Genomic DNA, 17,386 nt, shown 5'->3' with positions numbered 1-17,386 from the left:
ATTGATAAGGTATTGATTTATAAAAAAAAATTCCGTATAATTTCAGGGATATTTCATTGAAAAAAAATGATTCTTACGGAAAGGAGATATCATGTTCAAGAATAACAAGAATCCGACTCCGCTTATGAAGTGGCTGAAACGACTAGCTCCGGTACTGCTTGTCGTGGTTGTTGCCGGCGTTTTTCTTTTGGTAAACACCATAGACGCCCGCAAATCCCAGAGCAATATCAGCTACAACGATCTTGTGCTTATGATAAATGACGCCGAGACAGCAGAAGCAACTATTAATGTCCGAGAAACATATCTTGAGATCGTCATAAAAACGACCGCCGACGATACCTCTAAAATATATTCAATGCCCATCCAGGAAGGTGCCGCACTGGATACCATAAGCACGCTCCTGGCTCAAAAAGGAGGCGACCTGACAAAGGTTGATTTTACCGATCTTCGCTCAACAGGAATAGGCTACATGGTACAAAAGTATAGCCAATTCATTTTCTGGGGCATGCTCATCCTGTTATTCCTCTATATGGTGAAGCGGAATGCCGGAGGAGGTGCTACGCTATTTAGCTTTATGAAAAGCAAAGCGAAACTCTACGACCCCGAAAAAGGAAAGCTCACATTCAAGGATGTCGCGGGGCTTGAAGACGCAAAGATCGAAGCACAAGAACTTATCGACTCCTTAAAAGAACCCGAACGGTTTAAGGATATGGGGGGGCGCATGCCAAACGGTGCTCTTTTTATCGGGCCCCCGGGAACAGGAAAAACACTTCTTGCAAAAGCGATAGCCGGCGAAGCGGGCGTTTCGTTCATTCACGGCTCGGCATCCGAAAATGTTGAGTTGTTCGTTGGTGCGGGCGCAAGCAAGATACGAGATCTATTCGGGCGTGCACGAAAAATCGTAGAAAAGGGCGGGAAGGTTATACTTTTTATCGATGAGCTTGACGCAGTAGGAAAAGCCCGAAGCAATGTCAAAATCGGCGGGCATGATGAATACGAACAAACCCTGGGGCAGCTTCTCACCGAAATGGACGGGTTCGAAAATAACGAAAGCATAATCGTTATCGGTGCTACAAACCGGGACGATGTCCTTGACCCAGCGCTTGTCCGGCCCGGGCGATTCGACAGAAAAGTATATTTCGAGCTTCCTCTGAAAAAAGACCGGCTCGCAATACTTGAACTATACGCGCAGAAGATCAAACGGGGCGATGATCTCGACCTGAAAACGATAGCGGAAAAAACATTCCAACACTCAGGCGCAGAACTCGAAAATATAGTCAACGATGCAACGCTCCTTGCTATACGGGAAAAAGCGAATTCAGTACAGCAAAAGCACTTTGATGAAGCAATCGATAAAGTGCATCTCGGAGCAAGAAGAAAAAGCATCACTGTTTCCCACAAACAAAGAGACCGCATAGCGACACACGAAGCAGGCCACGCCCTTGTCGGCTACCACTTTGAGGGACGAGGCGGCAAACGGGTAGAAATAGTCTCCATTGTTCCACGCCGCACTGCGGGAGGGTATGTCAGGACCATAGCCGAGGAAGATATTCAGCTTTTTTCCCGAGAACAAATAGAAGCAGATATCGCGATGGGGCTGGGAAGCTATGTAGCGGAACATAAAGTTTACGGGGATAACTGCAGAGGCGTTTCTGCGGACCTGGAACAAGTCACTGGGCTTGCTTATAACATGGTCACTAAATGGGGTATGTCCAAAGCAATCGGCCCCCGCTGCATTACCGCACCGCACCAGGCACAGTACGGCATGCCCGAAGGCCAACAGGCAAATTCTGAGGCACTGCTGCAAAAAATAGATTTAGAGATAGATGCCATACTGCAAGATCTGCGGACGCAAGCGGAGAAAATTATCAGCGACAATGAGGACACACTGCTTGATCTAAAGGAAACACTTCTTCGCGAAGAGCAGATAGACCGTGGAACATTTCTCACTATCATAGAAAAAAATAAACGAAGGCAAAAAGGCGCAGAATAGCACATACATAGTATCCGCCCCCGTATAGAGGGCGGATTTTTTTATACTTGAACAGCCATCACATATATGATATGGTTGGAACGGAAAAAAACAAAGCACGAGGTGTGCGAAATGGGAAATTTAAAAATAAACATGCTCTTCAGCATAGCGACGCTCTGGTTCATCTTTGCAGTTACGGTAGCCCTTGTAGCATTTGATATCATGCCCGTCCCCGAAAAAACGCTTACATTATATGCAAGTCCGGCGATAGCAATACTTATGACAACAAAAAAGACCGCTATGGATCCTATGTTTTTATCGGCCATTATTGTGGGCTTCTCGTCCGGATTTGCTCTGCGCGACAAAGATAAGCGCGTACAGCTCATGCGCGGCATGCAGATGATTCTCCCTGCTGTTTCTATAGCAACAGGATTCGGTATTATCGACAACATAATACATCCGTCGGTGACAATATTGCCATGGGTTATATTTATTGGTCCTGTAGCTATCATTGTCACGGCTATGTATGTGGTGGCAGAACAATACGCGGGGTTAGTACAAGAGCGCGAAAAAGACTATGAAAAAAAGTCCCTTCGAAGCACGCAGATAGAGATCATGTTATACCAGACAGGAGAAGCACTCCTCATTATAGCGCCCCTGACATCACTCCCGTTCCTTATCAATCATATGACATAAAAAAAACAACCCCGGCATCCCCGGGGTTTTTATCTAGACAAAATCAAATTTTTCAAGTATGGTATCTGCAGCATATTATTTGAAAAAGGAGCGTATAATGGATCATGAGCAATCCCTCTCTTTATACAGAGAAGGCAAAAAGTTATATGACCTGGTTGATATAGATTTCATCAATAAAAGATTCAAAAATGTCGTTTTTGTCGACTGGGAGACCGTCTATGTGTGGCTCCCGAGCGGACTCGATAGCCTTCATATCGGTGCAGGCAGTGTTATCGGACCGCATGTGTATTTTTTTGGAGAAACGCATATCGGCGAACACACCATGATACAGCCGGGCACCCGGCTCACCCGAAGCACGATAGGCTCCCGATGCAACATAGGAGGACATATTATTGATGCATGCATCGGTAGTGATGTTGCCACGGGACCCAATACAGAAATAACACGGAGTACCATCATGGAGCATGTCACCGCAAAGCATTTCTGTTATCTCGGGGATACGAAGATTGGCAGACATACCAATATCGGCGCAAGTACTATTACCGCGAATTACGACGGCATTCAAAAAAATAAAACTGTTATCGGCGAACATGTTAAAACGGGCATACACTCCAACCTCGTCTCAACGCAAAAAAATAACAAAGGTGCATTGCGTATCGGGGACGGTGCCATTATCGGAGCTAACGCGATTATCACGCAAGATGTACCCGCAGGAGCAGTAGTGGTTGGACTCAACAATATAATACAAATCCGGGAGGTATACGAATGATAAAAAAATTCGCTGTAGTATTCGTTCGTTTTATAAAAAAAATAAACCCGTTCCCGAATCCATCCAAAGAAGAGATGCGCACGGCCGCAGAAACATATCTTAAAAAAAACACACTCGAAGGCTCTGATCGCGCTCAGAATGTCTGGCAGCTCTCACGGGTGAAGTACGACGCATCCCGCTGGGTAGACGGCAATACTTTTTTCCTCGCATGGGTTGTCTGCACAGATAAAAAAATGATCATCGCAAAAAACAGCCCAACATTCAAACCATGGAAAGAGATTCCGGTGTCTCTTATCGCAAACAAAGAATCATCCCTGGTAGTGCTCTGGGAAAATGAAAAAATAGAGATAAAAATTCCCGCGAGCGCAGAGCAGTACACATTCTTTTTTGAAAACGAGACCTACGAAGCGGCATTCACCGCATGTAAACGGTGGATTGCAACACAAAGAACATAAAACAATTGCCACACTATTATAGTGTGGCAATTTATTTTACCACCTCGCCTTTTCGGATAATTTATAGATGGTCTCAGCAAGTTTTTTTGTATCATGCCGCACGAGATCGCTCCCGCGGATAAATGGCGCTTTTATCAATTTAGATTTTCCGCGGTAACCGGGCTTTGTGCGCTCAAAATAATTATCTACCATGTATGCCTGCTCTGTGCGGTATTTTTTCAAAACTTTTTCCTGAGGCTTTCCTGTATTTACAAGGATCGCATCAAAAAATCCCGGTTCAAGATACGACTCAATAGTGTGTATAAAGTCCTGTGCTACAAATCCATGCGTCTCCCCGAATTTTGTCATCAAATTCATGACATAGATCTTGCGTGCCTTTGACTCCAAGAGTGCTTTTTGCACCCCCGACACAAGGAGATTCGGAATGATGCTTGTATAAAGATCGCCCGGGCCTATCACAATAAGGTCCGCGCGTTTAATGGCACGTACAGCCTTGATATTCGCCCGCGCTTTCGGCTCAAGCCACACGCGCGTTATTTTGAGCGTTCCGTCATGCTTCGGAATGTCTATATTTGTCTCTCCCTGTATGACTGACCCATCTTCAAGTTCGGCAAACAGCCGGACATTGGAAAGTGTTACCGGAATAACATAATTATCGTGCACATCTAATAGCTCTGCCGCCTTTTCAACCGCACTTTCAAAACTGCCAGTGGTACGCTCAAGCGCAGTCAAAATAAGATTACCAAAACTATGACCATTCATGCCTCCTTCTTTAAAGCGATAGGTAAAGAGACGTGCCAAAAATTCATTCTCTTGAGGAGAGAGAGCGACAAGCGCACGGCGCACATCCCCTGCAGGAAGCATACCGAATTCCTCGCGCAGGAGCCCCGTAGAGCCGCCGTCATCAGCCATAGAGATAATAGCCGAAAGCGTGACCGGATATTTTTTAAGCCCCGAAAGAACAGTATAGGTGCCTGTTCCTCCACCGATGACAACAATGTTCTTCTTCTTTGATGGGTCTTTTTTCATAAAAACTGGGTTAGGGTAATAAAAATCTATTCCACCGTAACGCTCTTCGCAAGATTCCTAGGTTTGTCGACATCAGTCCCCCGGAATACAGAAACATAATATGCAAAAAGCTGCAACGGAATAACCGCAAGCATAGGACTAAGCGACTCCCGTATCTGCGGAATAAACATAACATACTGTGTATATTTCAAAATTGCGTCATCGCCTACCGAAGCAACGGCAATAACCGGCCCCTTGCGGGCGCGTATCTCCTGAATAGCGGAGACTGTCTTTTCATACACGCTATCCTTGAGCGCTATTACAATCGTAGGAATATTCGCATCAATCAATGCAATAGGGCCGTGCTTTATTTCTCCCGCCGGATATCCTTCCGCGTGGATATAGGATATTTCTTTCAGCTTCAAAGAACCTTCAAGCGCTGTCGGCCAATTATATTTCCTTCCCAAGAACATAACATCGCCCACAGTATGGAATTTTTTTGCTATTTTTTTTACCGTATTACTTTCTTTCAGCACAAGCTTGCATTTGTGAGGAAGGGACAGCAAATCTTTTAAGAATGCTTTACGCTCTTCCTCTGAAAATGTATTTCTCATCTCTCCTATGTACGCTGAAAAAAGCGCAAGCACCGCAAGCTGCGAGACAAACGCCTTTGTTGAGGCCACCGCTATCTCGGGGCCCGCGTGATTATATATCCCCGCATGCACCTCGCGCGCGATAGAAGACCCGACGACATTCACAATACCAAGAGTAAGCGCACGCTCCCGCTTTGCTTCTTTCACCGCTTCAAGCGTATCGGCTGTTTCTCCCGACTGCGAAATAGCAATCACTAACACATGCCTATCTATCACATGCGGCGCATATCGGAACTCAGATGCATAGACTACTTCAACCGGCAATTTCGCCATGCGTTCTATGAGATACTTGCCTATCAAGCCCGCATAATACGAAGTCCCGCATGCAACGATGATAACGCGCTGTATTGACGCTAATTTTTTTTGGATTGGCTCAAGTCCCCCGAGCTTTACGCTATTTTCTTTAGCAAGCACGCGCCCCCGCAGCGCATTCTGTATCACTTCGGGTATTTCATGTATTTCTTTCAGCATAAAATGCGGGAAGCCTCCTTTTTGAGATTCCTCTATAGTCCAATCAACAACAGTCGCGGATTTTGTAAGTGTATTATTTGCGATGTCAAACACCCGATGCCCCGCCGGCGACAAAGATACCATTTCGTTGTCATTAAGATACAACACCTGTTTTGTGTGCTCCGCAATAGCGCTTGCGTCTGACGCCACCACGTATTCTCCATCTTTCCCTATTCCAACAAGAAGCGGAGAACCCCGGCGCGCAGCAACAATCGTATCCGGCCAACGCGAAGAGAATGCCGCTATCCCAAATGTGCCGCGCACATGATGCAGCGCTTGGCGCAGAGCATCTTCGAGAGACGGGGCGCCGAATAAGAGCATCCGCTCAATGAGGTGCACCAATACTTCTGAATCAGTATGGGAGCGGAATGTATGACCTTCGCGAACAAGCGCTTCGCGCAACACATCATGATTCTCTATGATGCCGTTATGCACGACTGCTATCTCCTTTTTGCATCCTATGTGCGGATGCGCATTTTGTTTCGTAGGAACGCCATGTGTTGCCCAACGGGTATGCCCGATGACTGCCGTCTGTTCTTTCGATGCATTTCCTGAAAGCGCCCTGGTAAGCGCCTGAAGACGGCCTACTGTTTTTACCACGCGCAAATGAGGACTTCGCTTTCCTAAGAATGCTACACCCGCAGAATCATATCCGCGATACTCAAGGCGCTCAAGGCCTTTAGTAACGACTGCTAGTCCATCTTTCTTTCCTATGTATCCAACGATGCCACACATATATTACTGTTCAAGCCTCTCCCAGAGTTCATCAAATAGTAATCGTTGCGTTCCTGATATTTTTTCATCATCAATAAGAACACCAAACGGCATATCGTCCTCCGCTACTGATATCAAGGCTATCTTCGGTCCGTATACGATCATATAGGCAGGAGCATCATGATTGATAGTTTTTCGTTCAGCCATAGTTATGTGTTTCGGATCTGCTCCCTCCCCCAGCCCGATAACTTTTGTGAAAATGTTCCGCTTCACTTTTTCTTTTGTAAAATTCGGGAAGAGTTTGTACAAATAATTGCGTACGGACTTTGACGAATAGAGCACATATTCTTTTTTGTCTGCATGGGTATGCAGTGTTTCCAGCACATCTTCAAGGATCTTTTTAATACCCTCATCAGAATCAAAATACTCTACCCGGGGCCGCCCGCCTTGCTTGGCATACAATGATTTGAGTTGCGGCATTGCTTCTTCAAATTTCTTTGCCTGATCATGAAGGGATCGTTTTTTTTCTTCCAACACCGAAATAATATTTTCGGGAGGTGCGAGTAGAAAACGCCGCCGCGAACCCTGGCGCTCAGATACTAAAAGACCTTTTTCGAGAAGAATCTCCAGAATGTCGTGAACAGTCCCCCTGTTTATACCGGTCCGAGTAGACAGCTCACGCACCGTGCCTCGTCCGAGAGGCAGGAGGGCGTCATACACTGATATTTCTTTATCGTTCAATCCTATGCTCTTAAGGACTGTTTGGAGCTCTGGAACCATAACTTTATGGTATATGTACCAGTATTTTTGTCAATAAATTCTCTGCATAAACTGTGGATAAGTATAAAAATGCCTTATTTTTAAATAAAAAAAGCATATATTTTTGACAAAATATAGACTTATTTTTTAATAATTAGAGAATCATTGATTCAATACCTTTACGCCCTATAAAATAAGGCGCCGAAGCTTCCAAATAAACGGCTCACACGGGGGTGTGAGCCGTTTATTTCCATAAAAAAGCCCCTTTCACAGGGCTTTTTATTTATGGAACATTGTATTGTTCCAAAAACATGCTCGTGTCCGAGCGGTATGTGGGCGTAGGGAAATAGTACCCTTTTGAGCCATAATAGACGCCGCCAGACTGTACAAATAACCGGGCGAGAGCCGTCCCCGCAAGCGAATAGCATGAGTTGTTCCTCACTATGTCTAAACCGAAATTCCTACTCTGCACATCTGCCAGGCGTTCTGCATCATCAGACGCAAGACCGAGATGTTCGTACTTTTCGACATACCCATTATATAGTGCCGCTTGCCAGTCTCCCGCTCCCAGTCCTGCTATTGCCGGAAAACTTGCATGCCCGAAATAAGAAAGTGCGTGTATTTTGTTATCCAACAAAAATTCTTTGATGATCGTCTCATCGGCACGAAATACGATGCGCGCACGGTATCCTTGTGCATAAAAATAATACAGTTCATATTGCGCGCGCAGAAACGCAGGCACATATCCTTGAAATGTCAGCTCTTTATCAATAAAGATAACGGCAGTTTTTGCATCTCCCCGAAATGATGTATTCGCACAAAATAGAGAAAACGCGAACACGGCATACAGGCAGCCCATGTACAAAACGATGACGATTTTTTTCATTCCTCACCCCTATCAAAGCAACTGTTTATTTTATAGTACAATATTTACGAGCCGCTTTGGAATGATGATAACTTTTTTCGGCTGTTTTCCTGCGAGCAATTCTTGCACGCGCGGACGGGAAAGCGCTTCTTTTTCCATGTCCTCTTTTGAGATTGTGCTTGGCGCCTGAAACTTGTCGCGCATTTTTCCGTTTATCTGGACCACAAGCTCAAAGGCGTCCTCTTGTATCTTTGATTCCTCAAACAACGGCCACGAAGAAACATGCACAGGTCCGTCTCCGCCGAACATATACCATAGCTCTTCCGCAAGAAACGGCGCAAAGGGCGCCAGGAGCTGTGCGCACACCCTCATGTCTTCTTTGGCGACTGCTGATGTATTATTCTCGTACTCACGGAGCAGTATCATGAGCTGCGATATTGCCGTATTATAGTTGAGCAACTCAATGTCTTCAGTAACCTTTTTAATAGTCTGGTGAAGTATTTTTTCCACAGCGCCGCGCTCCGGAACTGTGCCCACTTCGTCATTTCCTGCTACGGTATGGGCAAGATTCCACATGCGTTCCAAAAAACGCGTAACACCCTTAATCCCCTCATCGCGAAAATCCCCCCCCTGCTCAAAGGGGCCCAAAAACATAAGATACATCCGGAACGCATCCGCGCCGTACGCTTTTATGTATACATCGGGATTGATAACATTCCCGCGCGATTTCGACATCTTCGCACCGTCCTTTATCAAAAGACCATGCGCACGAAACCGCACAAACGGTTCATCAAAATCAATGAGTTTCCAGTCAAAAAATGCTTTCGCTAAAAACCGGGTATACAAAAGATGGAGCACTGCGTGTTCCGCACCCCCGATATACATATCTACCGGAAGCCAATTCTTTGTAATATCCGCGTTCCATGGAGCATTTTTTTCGGTTACTGAAGGGTAGCGCAGATAATACCATGCTGAATCCAAAAAAGTGTCGGATACATCCGTTTCGCGTTGTGCCTTTGTGCCACACGCTGGGCAATCCACTTCGTAAAATGATGACACCGCCGCAAGCGGAGATGTTGCCTCCCCCGTCGGTTTAAAGTTTTTTACATATGGAAGCTCTACCGGCAATTCACCCACAGGAACTGTATACCACCCCGGCATGTCGTCCCGTTCGCCCCTTCCCTGCTCTTTGCATGCCTCGCAAAAAACCATGGGAATCGGCGGACCCCAGTAGCGCTGGCGCGATATAAGCCAATCTCGGAGACGATATGTCGTTATCCGTTCGCCTCCGACTTTTTTTGTAATACCCCATTTTACTTGTTCGTTTTGTTGCCCGTTGAACTCGCCAGAGGCAATCATATGCCCTTCCCCCGTGTATGCTTCGTCCAGCACCGGACAAGTCTTGGCAGGATAATGAGGGCACACCACCATGATTGCAGGAAGATTAAACTTCTTTGCAAACTCAAAGTCGCGCTGGTCGTGTGCGGGAACCGCCATAATAGCGCCTGTCCCCACATCGCCCAATACATAATTTACAACCCAGACGGGAATTGCTTCACCAGTAATAGGGTGGATCGCCTTAAAACCGGCGTCTATCCCTGTCTTGTCTTCTTTTTCGGTAACGCCATGCGGCATTGCCTGCCCAGCAAGAGTCTTTTCAATATACTTACCAACTTCAGGGCTTGCTTGCCAGCCAGCATCTATCCATCTTTTTGCAAGCTCCGCCGAAATCGCTATAAATGTTACACCAAAAAGCGTATCGGGACGCGTCGTAAAAACCTCTACACTGTGTTTGTTGTCTGCATGGCCTGGAACGCCTCGGAGCGCAAATGTGATGCGCGCACCCTCACTCTCGCCTATCCAGTTTTTTTGCGCAATTTTTACTTTTTCAGACCAATCTATCTTTTCAAGATCACCGAGCAAGCGCTTTGCGTAATCCGTAATCTTAAAAAACCATTGCTCAAGTTCTTTTTTAATAACAATGCTATCGCACCGTTCGCACGCACCCGCAATCACCTGCTCATCCGAAAGCACGGTCTTGCATCCCGGGCACCAGTTTACCTTTGCTTTTTTACGATACGCAAGCCCCTGCTTGAACATCTGCACGAAAACCCACTGCGTCCAGCGGTAATATTCGGGATTGTATGTTTCGAGCCGCTCGTTCCACGCAAACCCGTTTCCGATCATCTGTAATTGCTTATAAAAATTCTTTTCACTTTTTTCGGCAAGCTTCATCGGATGCGCACCGATCTTGAGTGCATAATTTTCTGAGTGTATCCCAAATCCATCAAGGCCAATGGGCTCAAACACATCATTGCCCTCCATCCGTTTTTTACGCCCATAAATGTCAGCACCCACGAATGCGTACATATTGCCCACATGCAGACCTTCTGCCGACGGGTACGGGAACATCATTAAATTATAAAAAGGCCTTTTTGCCTTTTTCATGTCTGGCTCGTACACCGCTTCCTGCTCCCACTTTTCTGCCCATTTCTTTTCTATTTTTTTCGGATTATACCGTTGCATGTCCTTAGAATATCGTATTTTGTACCCATACTCAATAAAGCCGTTTATGGTGTTTTTTTGATGTGATACAAAAACTCATCACGAGAAATAACATCAGCACCAAGTGATAATAGGTGCCTGGAGGCCATCTGAAGATCAATAATGCTCCTATGCCCCCGCTCAAGGCTACATACATGGCGTAAGGCGAGTTTTGACATATCATTTTGTATGCTGAACATAGATTCTACGGAACGATATGACGGCATGCGAAGCCCGAATAGCCCCCCGATAATATCGTCACCGTCCCACACCTCAATTGAATACGCGCACCCCTTCCCGAACAAATCGGAGAACAGATGGATAAATTCATTCGTAAGCCACACGCCGTCTTTTATGTGCGCGTTTCTGCACAAAAGCATAACCTTATCAAAGTGCTCGTTTTCGGTGTATCGTAACGCGCGCTTACGCATCACCTGCTTAAGCGTTTTTGACTCGTGAAATTTTTCAGGCACCAATACGCAGCGCTCATCGGGAGAGAACCAGTAATAGCCCTTGTCTTCTTTCTCCCAAAGGAAAAATCCGTTCTCGTAATGGCGGGGAGCGTCGTCAGAGATAATGCGTTCCGTAAAAAATTCCTGCCCCTCTACAACATATTCGTAACAGTCCCAGCACGCGTTTCTCCACGCCTCACCCAAAAACTCATCCTCGCAGCGAACACAGGATTTTGTAGTTATAGGATGCGCCTCAATCACACACCAAAAAGAAACATTATGATTTAAATACGATGAGTTTGTAGCCGATAAAGTTCCACAAAAGTCCTGCAGCAGAACCGGCAACCGCACCGACATTTGCCCATGCGTTTGCGCCCAAGTCAAATTGCGCACCGACAACATTGACCACCAGTGTTGCCGCACCGACATTTATCAAAAGACCGATAACGCTCACGATGAAGAACTGGGCATATTCTTTTGGCGCCTGCTTCTGCGCGCCGGGAACCGATTCGAGAGATTCCAAATGCGCCGGAATCTTTTTCCGGAATGTCCAAAATTTGTTCCAGAAATAACTATTGATATTTGCAACGATAAACGATGCGCCTTTGAATACTGAAAAATATGCCCCCATACTTATGCCGGTAAACGATATAAGAAGGTTCAACACCCCAAAATCAACCGCCATATTCAAAAACCCAGTTACCGCAAACTTGCTTGCCTGAAAAAAGATACGCACCCACCGCGACAGCACCCCTCCCACAAAAAGGCCGAATATCATCAAAAACGGGAACCCGACAAGAAGAACCCATGACTGGTATGGGATACCGGCATCAAGATTCCGGAGCACCGGCAAGAGTAAAAGTCCGGTTAAAAGCCCAGAAAAAAATGCTAATATGTAATCCTTCGCTAAAAATCGCTGCTCCATAAATATTTACATCTTTGGTTTGCTGCCGGCTTCTTTGACCCGCTCAATATCGCCGCGCAGTCCCAAAAAATATCGTTTAATAATAAAAAAGAATGCAACTAATACAATAAAAACAATGCTAAACGCGAGAAGGATATAATAGTTAAGCGCAAGCGTTCCTTCCCCCAAGATAACCGCAACAATGGAAAGAAAATACAAAAGGGAGGGTGCCGCAACCTTCCCCATCGCCCGAAGCGTAACAATATGCGTGAAGGATGCATACACAATAAATAATCCGTACAGCACGAATGCCAGAAGTATCCATGTCTCAAACAAAGCAAATATGCCTCCTTCTCTATCAAAGAGAAAAAGCACCCGCACAGCAACAAGGCTCACCCACACCAGAGACATGCCTGATGTTAACGCGGATGAAAATCCAAACTGCTCACGCTTGTATTCTCCATAGTAAAATTCGGTAGCAACCCACAGCACAACAAGCGGTGTAAGCAAAAGCCAGATTGAGACATCCGCAGTCAAAACGCCCCTAATATTAGAAAACGCCTGCAATAATGATGGAACAAACATAGTGCTGATTATTGGTATCGCCTCATAACTTCCTCCTCTATCTCTTTCCGGGGACGACCATATTTCTGGGAGGACAATTCTTTGATTGCTTCAGCCTCAACCGCATTGCTTTCTTTCGGAGGGAATGTCCGAATATTGAACGGCTTTGCTGTTTGCCCGCCTATAAGCATTTTAATATATGCCTGAAAATTCTCTATGTTTGTGAGATCGTGCGCCGAAAATACCGGCTCAAACTGCTTCTCAATGATTTCGGCGTCTTCTCTTCCGATGCGGAATGAGACCATTGTCCCGACATTGCCGAAGACGGATTTCCGTATATCTTCGGATAGCTGGCCGATAAATTGATGCGCCATAATGAGATTGAGCTTATATTTGCGTGCTTCCGAAAGAATGGTTGCGATAGAGGGCGTAGTAATGCTTTGAAACTCATCCAAGTACAAGAAAAAATCCCGCCGCTGTTCCTGATGCGTTTCGCTTGCCCGGGAAAATGCCGCCATAAGAATTTTGCCGACGATAACCAACCCCAATAAGGCAGAGTTTGTCTCACCCACACGGCCCTTGGAAAGATTTACTAGTAGTATCTTGCCGTTATCCATTACATCGCGCATCTGGAACGCGGAGTGCTGTTGCGCAATAATAGGGCGCATAATCTCGTTTGAAAGGAATGTATCAAATTTTGAAGTGATATACGGGATCATATTCTGAAGCGCGTGCTCCCCTCCTGCCTTTTCAGCAATCTCTTTCCAAAACGCATTCACCAAAGGATTTTTTGACCGGGAGAGTTTGTAATCCCGGAATGCTTTATCAGAAAGCACACGGATAATTTCTAATAAGGTATTGCCGGATGACGGGTCTTCAAGAACCAAGTGTGCGGCATTCCTGAAATATTGCTCAAACATTGGCCCACCCGCAAGCTCCATATTGTAGAGTTTATTAAATATAGCCAGAAGTTCATCAACAACAAATGTTTTTTGTTCGGGATAACGCTCGTCATATTCAAGAAAATTAAGTCCCATAGGCATATCTACATTCCCCGGATCAAAATAAATCACATCCTGAACACGCTCTTCAGGAATCTGCCCTAAAATATCGCTCACCATATCTCCGTGCGGATCGATAACGCAAATCCCCTGCCCGATCTCGATATCCTGGCGGATCATGTTTTTCATAAATTCGGACTTTCCGGTTCCTGTCTGCCCGATGATATACTGATGCCGCCTGCGGTCATCAAGCTTCATGCGCACCGGGAGATACTCTCCACGGAATGAATTTGTGCCCAAAAGAATCCCTTCCTGGGGAAGATTTGCCGGAGCGGGCGCATCTTTTGACTTAAGAGTTTTTAACCTTGGTGCAGAAACCGCGCCGTACGGAAAGTGATAAACGCTCGTAAGCTCACGAGCGTTTATATATGAAGCCGACGCCCCCGAAAACATACGAAACGAAAACAGATAAAAGAATTCCTGCAATTTCGATCGTTTTATGTCTTGTACCATAAATTGATTTCCTTGGGGTTCCGAAAACTGAAGAAACGCTGACGATATCTCTTTTAAAATGCCGCCTGCTTCTTCTTCGGTGGGGGCAGAAGTGATGATGCGTATGTTTACTTTAAAGAGGGGGGAATTCATTTTTTCTTCCACCAATTTTACCGCCTCCTCATACACCCGCTGTTTTGGGTCTTCTTTTTTCTTTACTGAAGATGATGAGCTGGAAAATATACGAAATGTTCTTGAAAGCTCTCCCATCCATCCGCTCGCCTCGCTTTGCGAAAGAGAATTGCCCTCTAAAAGCATTTCGCGCGCTTTGTGTATTTTCCGGACCACTTCTTTTTCTGCGGGCTCTACAATAATTTGAAGAGCCGCTCCTTCTCCCTTTTTCTTCAATTTAGAAAAAGCATTTGCAAGCACCTCCAGCGGGTCGGCTTCCAGTTTGTCGTAGGTGCGCACCGGAAGCGCAAAATTTTTCGACAGCGTTATGACCGCGCCCTTGCTTGCGCCTTCCGCGTTAAAAATATTGTAATCATGCTGGACGACTTCCGCCCGAGCATGCGGGAAAAGACTTTCGAGCTGCTTTTCGAAAATACGCCGATGGGCATGCTGCATGCCGACATAAAATGTGGTCTCCTCCCCTATGTCGGGTAACGCAAGTTCCAGCACATAAAAATTTTTTCCAATGCCCCATGGGACTTTTGCTTCGCTGATCGCGCTCATGCCGCTATAAAACTGCTCCATCACAGAAATGAAATTCTTAAAGCCCCCCTCCCCTACGGGAGATTCCTCTTCCGAGAATGTGACCTCATACAACACAAACTGTAACGAACGCTCCAGCTGGCGCCGAGTGCGCATATGATTTACAAAATAAAGCACAACTCCGATGGCGATAACGCCTACTATGAGGAATGGAAGATATGCAACAATGCCATATATAAGCATCATATGTTTTTATGATGAAGATGACTGTGAATCATCCTGAAACAACAGAATCTCTATCAAATGATCATGAAAATCATCAAGAATATGAGGATTGCCAATGCTGCGGGCAACCTTCAAGGCAGATATAATGCCTTTTTCTTGAGCAATGGCCATAAGTTCATCTATTTGTTCATGGTGCTCCTCTTGCTCCATGCTTTCTGCCTTTTTTTTAATATCGCTATCGGGCAATGCGTATGACTCCGACGGCTGTGATGCTTTTTCTACCACTTCATGCAATATTTCCTTAGCCGCTTCCTTGGAGAGGGTGGGTTCATTCTGTTCAGGGCTGGTTTTTGATTCAAGCTGGCCTCTCAGCCACTGGATTTCTTCCTGCGGAGAAGAGAAGGGCCGTTCCGGTGTAGTATTCATATTTCTCTATTATAATAGATATATGCAAAAGTTACACATTATATTGCTCCTCTGCGTCCTCCTGGTTGCTGTTTTTTTACGGACATTTGATCTGGCCGACATACCGCCCGGCATATACCCGGACGAAGCGATGAACGGCAATAATGCAATCCAGACATTAGACACCGGATCCCCTCAAATGTTCTATAGCGAGAACAACGGAAGAGAAGGGCTTTACATTATACTTGCCGCAGGAATATTTTCGTTGTTCGGAAACAATATATGGGTGCTTCACCTGCTATCAGCGCTCTTTGGCATTCTTACCGTTCTTGGCACATATCTCCTTACAAAAGAGCTGTTCCGCGAAACGCATAAAGAACGGGCGGAACTCATAGCGCTCATCGCCGCATTCTTCCTTGCAACATCATTCTGGCATATTAATTTTTCGCGCATCGGATTTCGTGCAATTATGGCTCCGTTCTTTCTGACATTCGGGTTTTATTTCTTGTGGCTCACATTTAGAAAAGACCTTTCTGACACAAAAAAGACACTCGCTGCTGCCGCAGGCGGCATCTTTTTCGGAGGAGGATTTCATTCATACATCGCTTACCGTGTCATGCCGCTCTTATTAGCTATCCCATTTATCAAGATATGGAAAGAACAAGGGCTCCGGGGTTTTGGGAAACAAGGATGCATGTGGTGTTCGTTTGCTCTTTTTTTGTTCTTCGCTGTTATCGCAGCGCTTCCGCTCGGCGTATATTTCTTAAACCACCCAACGGACTTTTTGGGACGCACGGCACAAATTTCCGTTTTTGACACGCCCTCCCCCATCAGCACCATCATCGAAAATACATTACAGACATTTGGCATGTTTTGGTTTCAGGGTGACGGCAATTGGAGACATAATGTTTCGGGCGCTCCGGAGCTATGGTTCCCTGTGGGAATATTATTTGCATTAGGCATTGTGATGCACGCATCTTCCTTGCGCAGAAAAAAACACTGGCAGATATCTCTTTTTCTTTTTGGGTGGATTATATTGGGGCTGCTTCCGGTTATATTTTCTAACGAGGGCATCCCACATGCGCTCCGCGCCCTGCTTGTCATCCCGCCTGTTATGATGATTTCTGCGCACGCACTCTCATCAGTCATGCATAATATCGGCGGATGGCTTGCCCAAAAAGAACGCGCGGTCCCGCACGCGGCACGCCAGCTTCACAGAATTCGCAAAGAATTGGTGTTTCTCCTTATTGTGTTTTTTCTGGCAGGCGCGTTGCAGGCATTCAATCAATATGTCCTTCGATGGGGCTCGAATGTTGAGGTATATGACGCATTTAGCACTAACTATACTGAGATTGGACGATGGCTGAATGCTCAGCCTCAAGAAATAGAAAAATATATTATAATAAACGCAGACGGAGTACGCATACCCGTCCCCGGCGACACCCGCAGTCTCCCGATGCCTTCTCAGTCAATCATGTTCGTTACTGACAGCTGGAGTAAAGAAAAACAAACTGAAAAACACATTACCTATCTATATCCGGAAGATATCGGGGATATCGCGTGCGCCGATAGCTGTATTGTCGCCATGCTTGAGAAAGATGAAATGCTACGTCTCCGCTTGCGAGAGCAGATCCCGGGACTTAGCATTTCTCCGGAAACTGGATACCTCATCATGAGAAAATAA

At 45.8% G+C, this 17,386-nt stretch carries 14 protein-coding genes; 5 read left to right on the top strand and 9 right to left on the bottom strand.

Annotation, left to right across the window (positions count from 1 at the left end; all coding sequences use genetic code 11):
• Window positions 1–91 precede the first annotated feature (91 nt).
• From COU47_03565 to COU47_03550, 4 genes are all read left to right on the top strand, one after another.
• The gene (locus tag COU47_03565) at window positions 92–1,993 is read left to right on the top strand and encodes a cell division protein FtsH (protein ID PIR69422.1); all 1,902 of its coding nucleotides are present in this window, start codon (window positions 92–94) and stop codon (window positions 1,991–1,993) included.
• Window positions 1,994–2,059: 66 nt separating this feature from the next.
• On the top strand, window positions 2,060–2,668 hold the full coding sequence (locus COU47_03560; protein PIR69421.1) for a hypothetical protein: 609 nt from the start codon (window positions 2,060–2,062) through the stop codon (window positions 2,666–2,668).
• A 58-nt stretch (window positions 2,669–2,726) separates the two neighbouring features.
• Complete coding sequence (locus tag COU47_03555) at window positions 2,727–3,437, top strand: hypothetical protein (GenBank protein ID PIR69420.1); 711 nt, start codon at window positions 2,727–2,729, stop codon at window positions 3,435–3,437.
• Window positions 3,434–3,892, top strand: a complete 459-nt coding sequence (locus COU47_03550; protein ID PIR69419.1) for a hypothetical protein — start codon at window positions 3,434–3,436, stop codon at window positions 3,890–3,892. The genes COU47_03555 and COU47_03550 overlap by 4 nt, the downstream gene beginning before the upstream one ends.
• A 36-nt stretch (window positions 3,893–3,928) precedes the next feature.
• Here COU47_03550 and COU47_03545 read toward each other — a convergent pair whose 3' ends face one another.
• The 9 genes from COU47_03545 to COU47_03505 all read right to left on the bottom strand — a co-directional run bounded on the left by COU47_03545 (window position 3,929) and on the right by COU47_03505 (window position 15,318).
• A complete protein-coding gene (locus COU47_03545; protein ID PIR69418.1) occupies window positions 3,929–4,921 on the bottom strand; it encodes a hypothetical protein in 993 nt (330 codons plus the stop codon).
• Window positions 4,922–4,947: 26 nt separating this feature from the next.
• Window positions 4,948–6,798 (bottom strand): glutamine--fructose-6-phosphate transaminase (isomerizing), encoded by a 1,851-nt coding sequence (gene glmS, locus COU47_03540; GenBank protein PIR69417.1) that lies wholly within the window; start codon window positions 6,796–6,798, stop codon window positions 4,948–4,950.
• A gap of 3 nt (window positions 6,799–6,801) precedes the next feature.
• Window positions 6,802–7,557, bottom strand: a complete 756-nt coding sequence (locus COU47_03535; protein PIR69416.1) for a hypothetical protein — start codon at window positions 7,555–7,557, stop codon at window positions 6,802–6,804.
• Between the two features lie 262 nt (window positions 7,558–7,819).
• On the bottom strand, window positions 7,820–8,422 hold the full coding sequence (locus tag COU47_03530; GenBank protein ID PIR69415.1) for a hypothetical protein: 603 nt from the start codon (window positions 8,420–8,422) through the stop codon (window positions 7,820–7,822).
• A 30-nt stretch (window positions 8,423–8,452) separates the two neighbouring features.
• The gene (locus tag COU47_03525) at window positions 8,453–10,927 is read right to left on the bottom strand and encodes a leucine--tRNA ligase (GenBank protein ID PIR69414.1); all 2,475 of its coding nucleotides are present in this window, start codon (window positions 10,925–10,927) and stop codon (window positions 8,453–8,455) included.
• A 44-nt stretch (window positions 10,928–10,971) separates the two neighbouring features.
• Entirely contained in the window at window positions 10,972–11,781 is an 810-nt protein-coding gene (locus COU47_03520) for a hypothetical protein (protein ID PIR69413.1), read from the bottom strand.
• Window positions 11,675–12,322 (bottom strand): hypothetical protein, encoded by a 648-nt coding sequence (locus COU47_03515; protein ID PIR69412.1) that lies wholly within the window; start codon window positions 12,320–12,322, stop codon window positions 11,675–11,677. Before COU47_03515 ends, COU47_03520 begins: the two co-directional genes overlap by 107 nt.
• A gap of 6 nt (window positions 12,323–12,328) precedes the next feature.
• On the bottom strand, window positions 12,329–12,886 hold the full coding sequence (locus COU47_03510) for a hypothetical protein (GenBank protein PIR69411.1): 558 nt from the start codon (window positions 12,884–12,886) through the stop codon (window positions 12,329–12,331).
• Between the two features lie 8 nt (window positions 12,887–12,894).
• Window positions 12,895–15,318 carry a hypothetical protein gene (locus COU47_03505; protein ID PIR69410.1) on the bottom strand — a complete coding sequence of 808 codons (2,424 nt, stop codon included), beginning with the start codon at window positions 15,316–15,318 and terminating at the stop codon, window positions 12,895–12,897.
• A gap of 142 nt (window positions 15,319–15,460) precedes the next feature.
• On the opposite strand from COU47_03505, the gene COU47_03500 reads away from it, so the two are divergent.
• The gene (locus tag COU47_03500) at window positions 15,461–17,386 is read left to right on the top strand and encodes a hypothetical protein (protein PIR69409.1); all 1,926 of its coding nucleotides are present in this window, start codon (window positions 15,461–15,463) and stop codon (window positions 17,384–17,386) included.

This window comes from Candidatus Niyogibacteria bacterium CG10_big_fil_rev_8_21_14_0_10_46_36 (assembly GCA_002772995.1).
Lineage (GTDB): Bacteria > Patescibacteriota > Minisyncoccia > 1-14-0-10-42-19 > 1-14-0-10-42-19 > 1-14-0-10-46-36.
This window is presented reverse-complemented; position numbering and strand designations above follow the sequence as displayed.

What these genes read in the sequence shown, in the direction of transcription:
- COU47_03565 (PIR69422.1), top strand. Translation starts at nt 92, where the DNA reads ATGTTCAAGAATAACAAGAATCCGACTCCGCTTATGAAGTGGCTGAAA.
- COU47_03560 (PIR69421.1), top strand. Translation starts at nt 2,060, where the DNA reads ATGATATGGTTGGAACGGAAAAAAACAAAGCACGAGGTGTGCGAAATG.
- COU47_03555 (PIR69420.1), top strand. Translation starts at nt 2,727, where the DNA reads ATGGTATCTGCAGCATATTATTTGAAAAAGGAGCGTATAATGGATCAT.
- COU47_03550 (PIR69419.1), top strand. Translation starts at nt 3,434, where the DNA reads ATGATAAAAAAATTCGCTGTAGTATTCGTTCGTTTTATAAAAAAAATA.
- COU47_03545 (PIR69418.1), bottom strand. Translation starts at nt 4,921, where the DNA reads ATGAAAAAAGACCCATCAAAGAAGAAGAACATTGTTGTCATCGGTGGA.
- glmS (PIR69417.1), bottom strand. Translation starts at nt 6,798, where the DNA reads ATGTGTGGCATCGTTGGATACATAGGAAAGAAAGATGGACTAGCAGTC.
- COU47_03535 (PIR69416.1), bottom strand. Translation starts at nt 7,557, where the DNA reads ATGGTTCCAGAGCTCCAAACAGTCCTTAAGAGCATAGGATTGAACGAT.
- COU47_03530 (PIR69415.1), bottom strand. Translation starts at nt 8,422, where the DNA reads ATGAAAAAAATCGTCATCGTTTTGTACATGGGCTGCCTGTATGCCGTG.
- COU47_03525 (PIR69414.1), bottom strand. Translation starts at nt 10,927, where the DNA reads ATGCAACGGTATAATCCGAAAAAAATAGAAAAGAAATGGGCAGAAAAG.
- COU47_03515 (PIR69412.1), bottom strand. Translation starts at nt 12,322, where the DNA reads ATGGAGCAGCGATTTTTAGCGAAGGATTACATATTAGCATTTTTTTCT.
- COU47_03510 (PIR69411.1), bottom strand. Translation starts at nt 12,886, where the DNA reads ATGTTTGTTCCATCATTATTGCAGGCGTTTTCTAATATTAGGGGCGTT.
- COU47_03505 (PIR69410.1), bottom strand. Translation starts at nt 15,318, where the DNA reads ATGATGCTTATATATGGCATTGTTGCATATCTTCCATTCCTCATAGTA.
- COU47_03500 (PIR69409.1), top strand. Translation starts at nt 15,461, where the DNA reads ATGGCCATAAGTTCATCTATTTGTTCATGGTGCTCCTCTTGCTCCATG.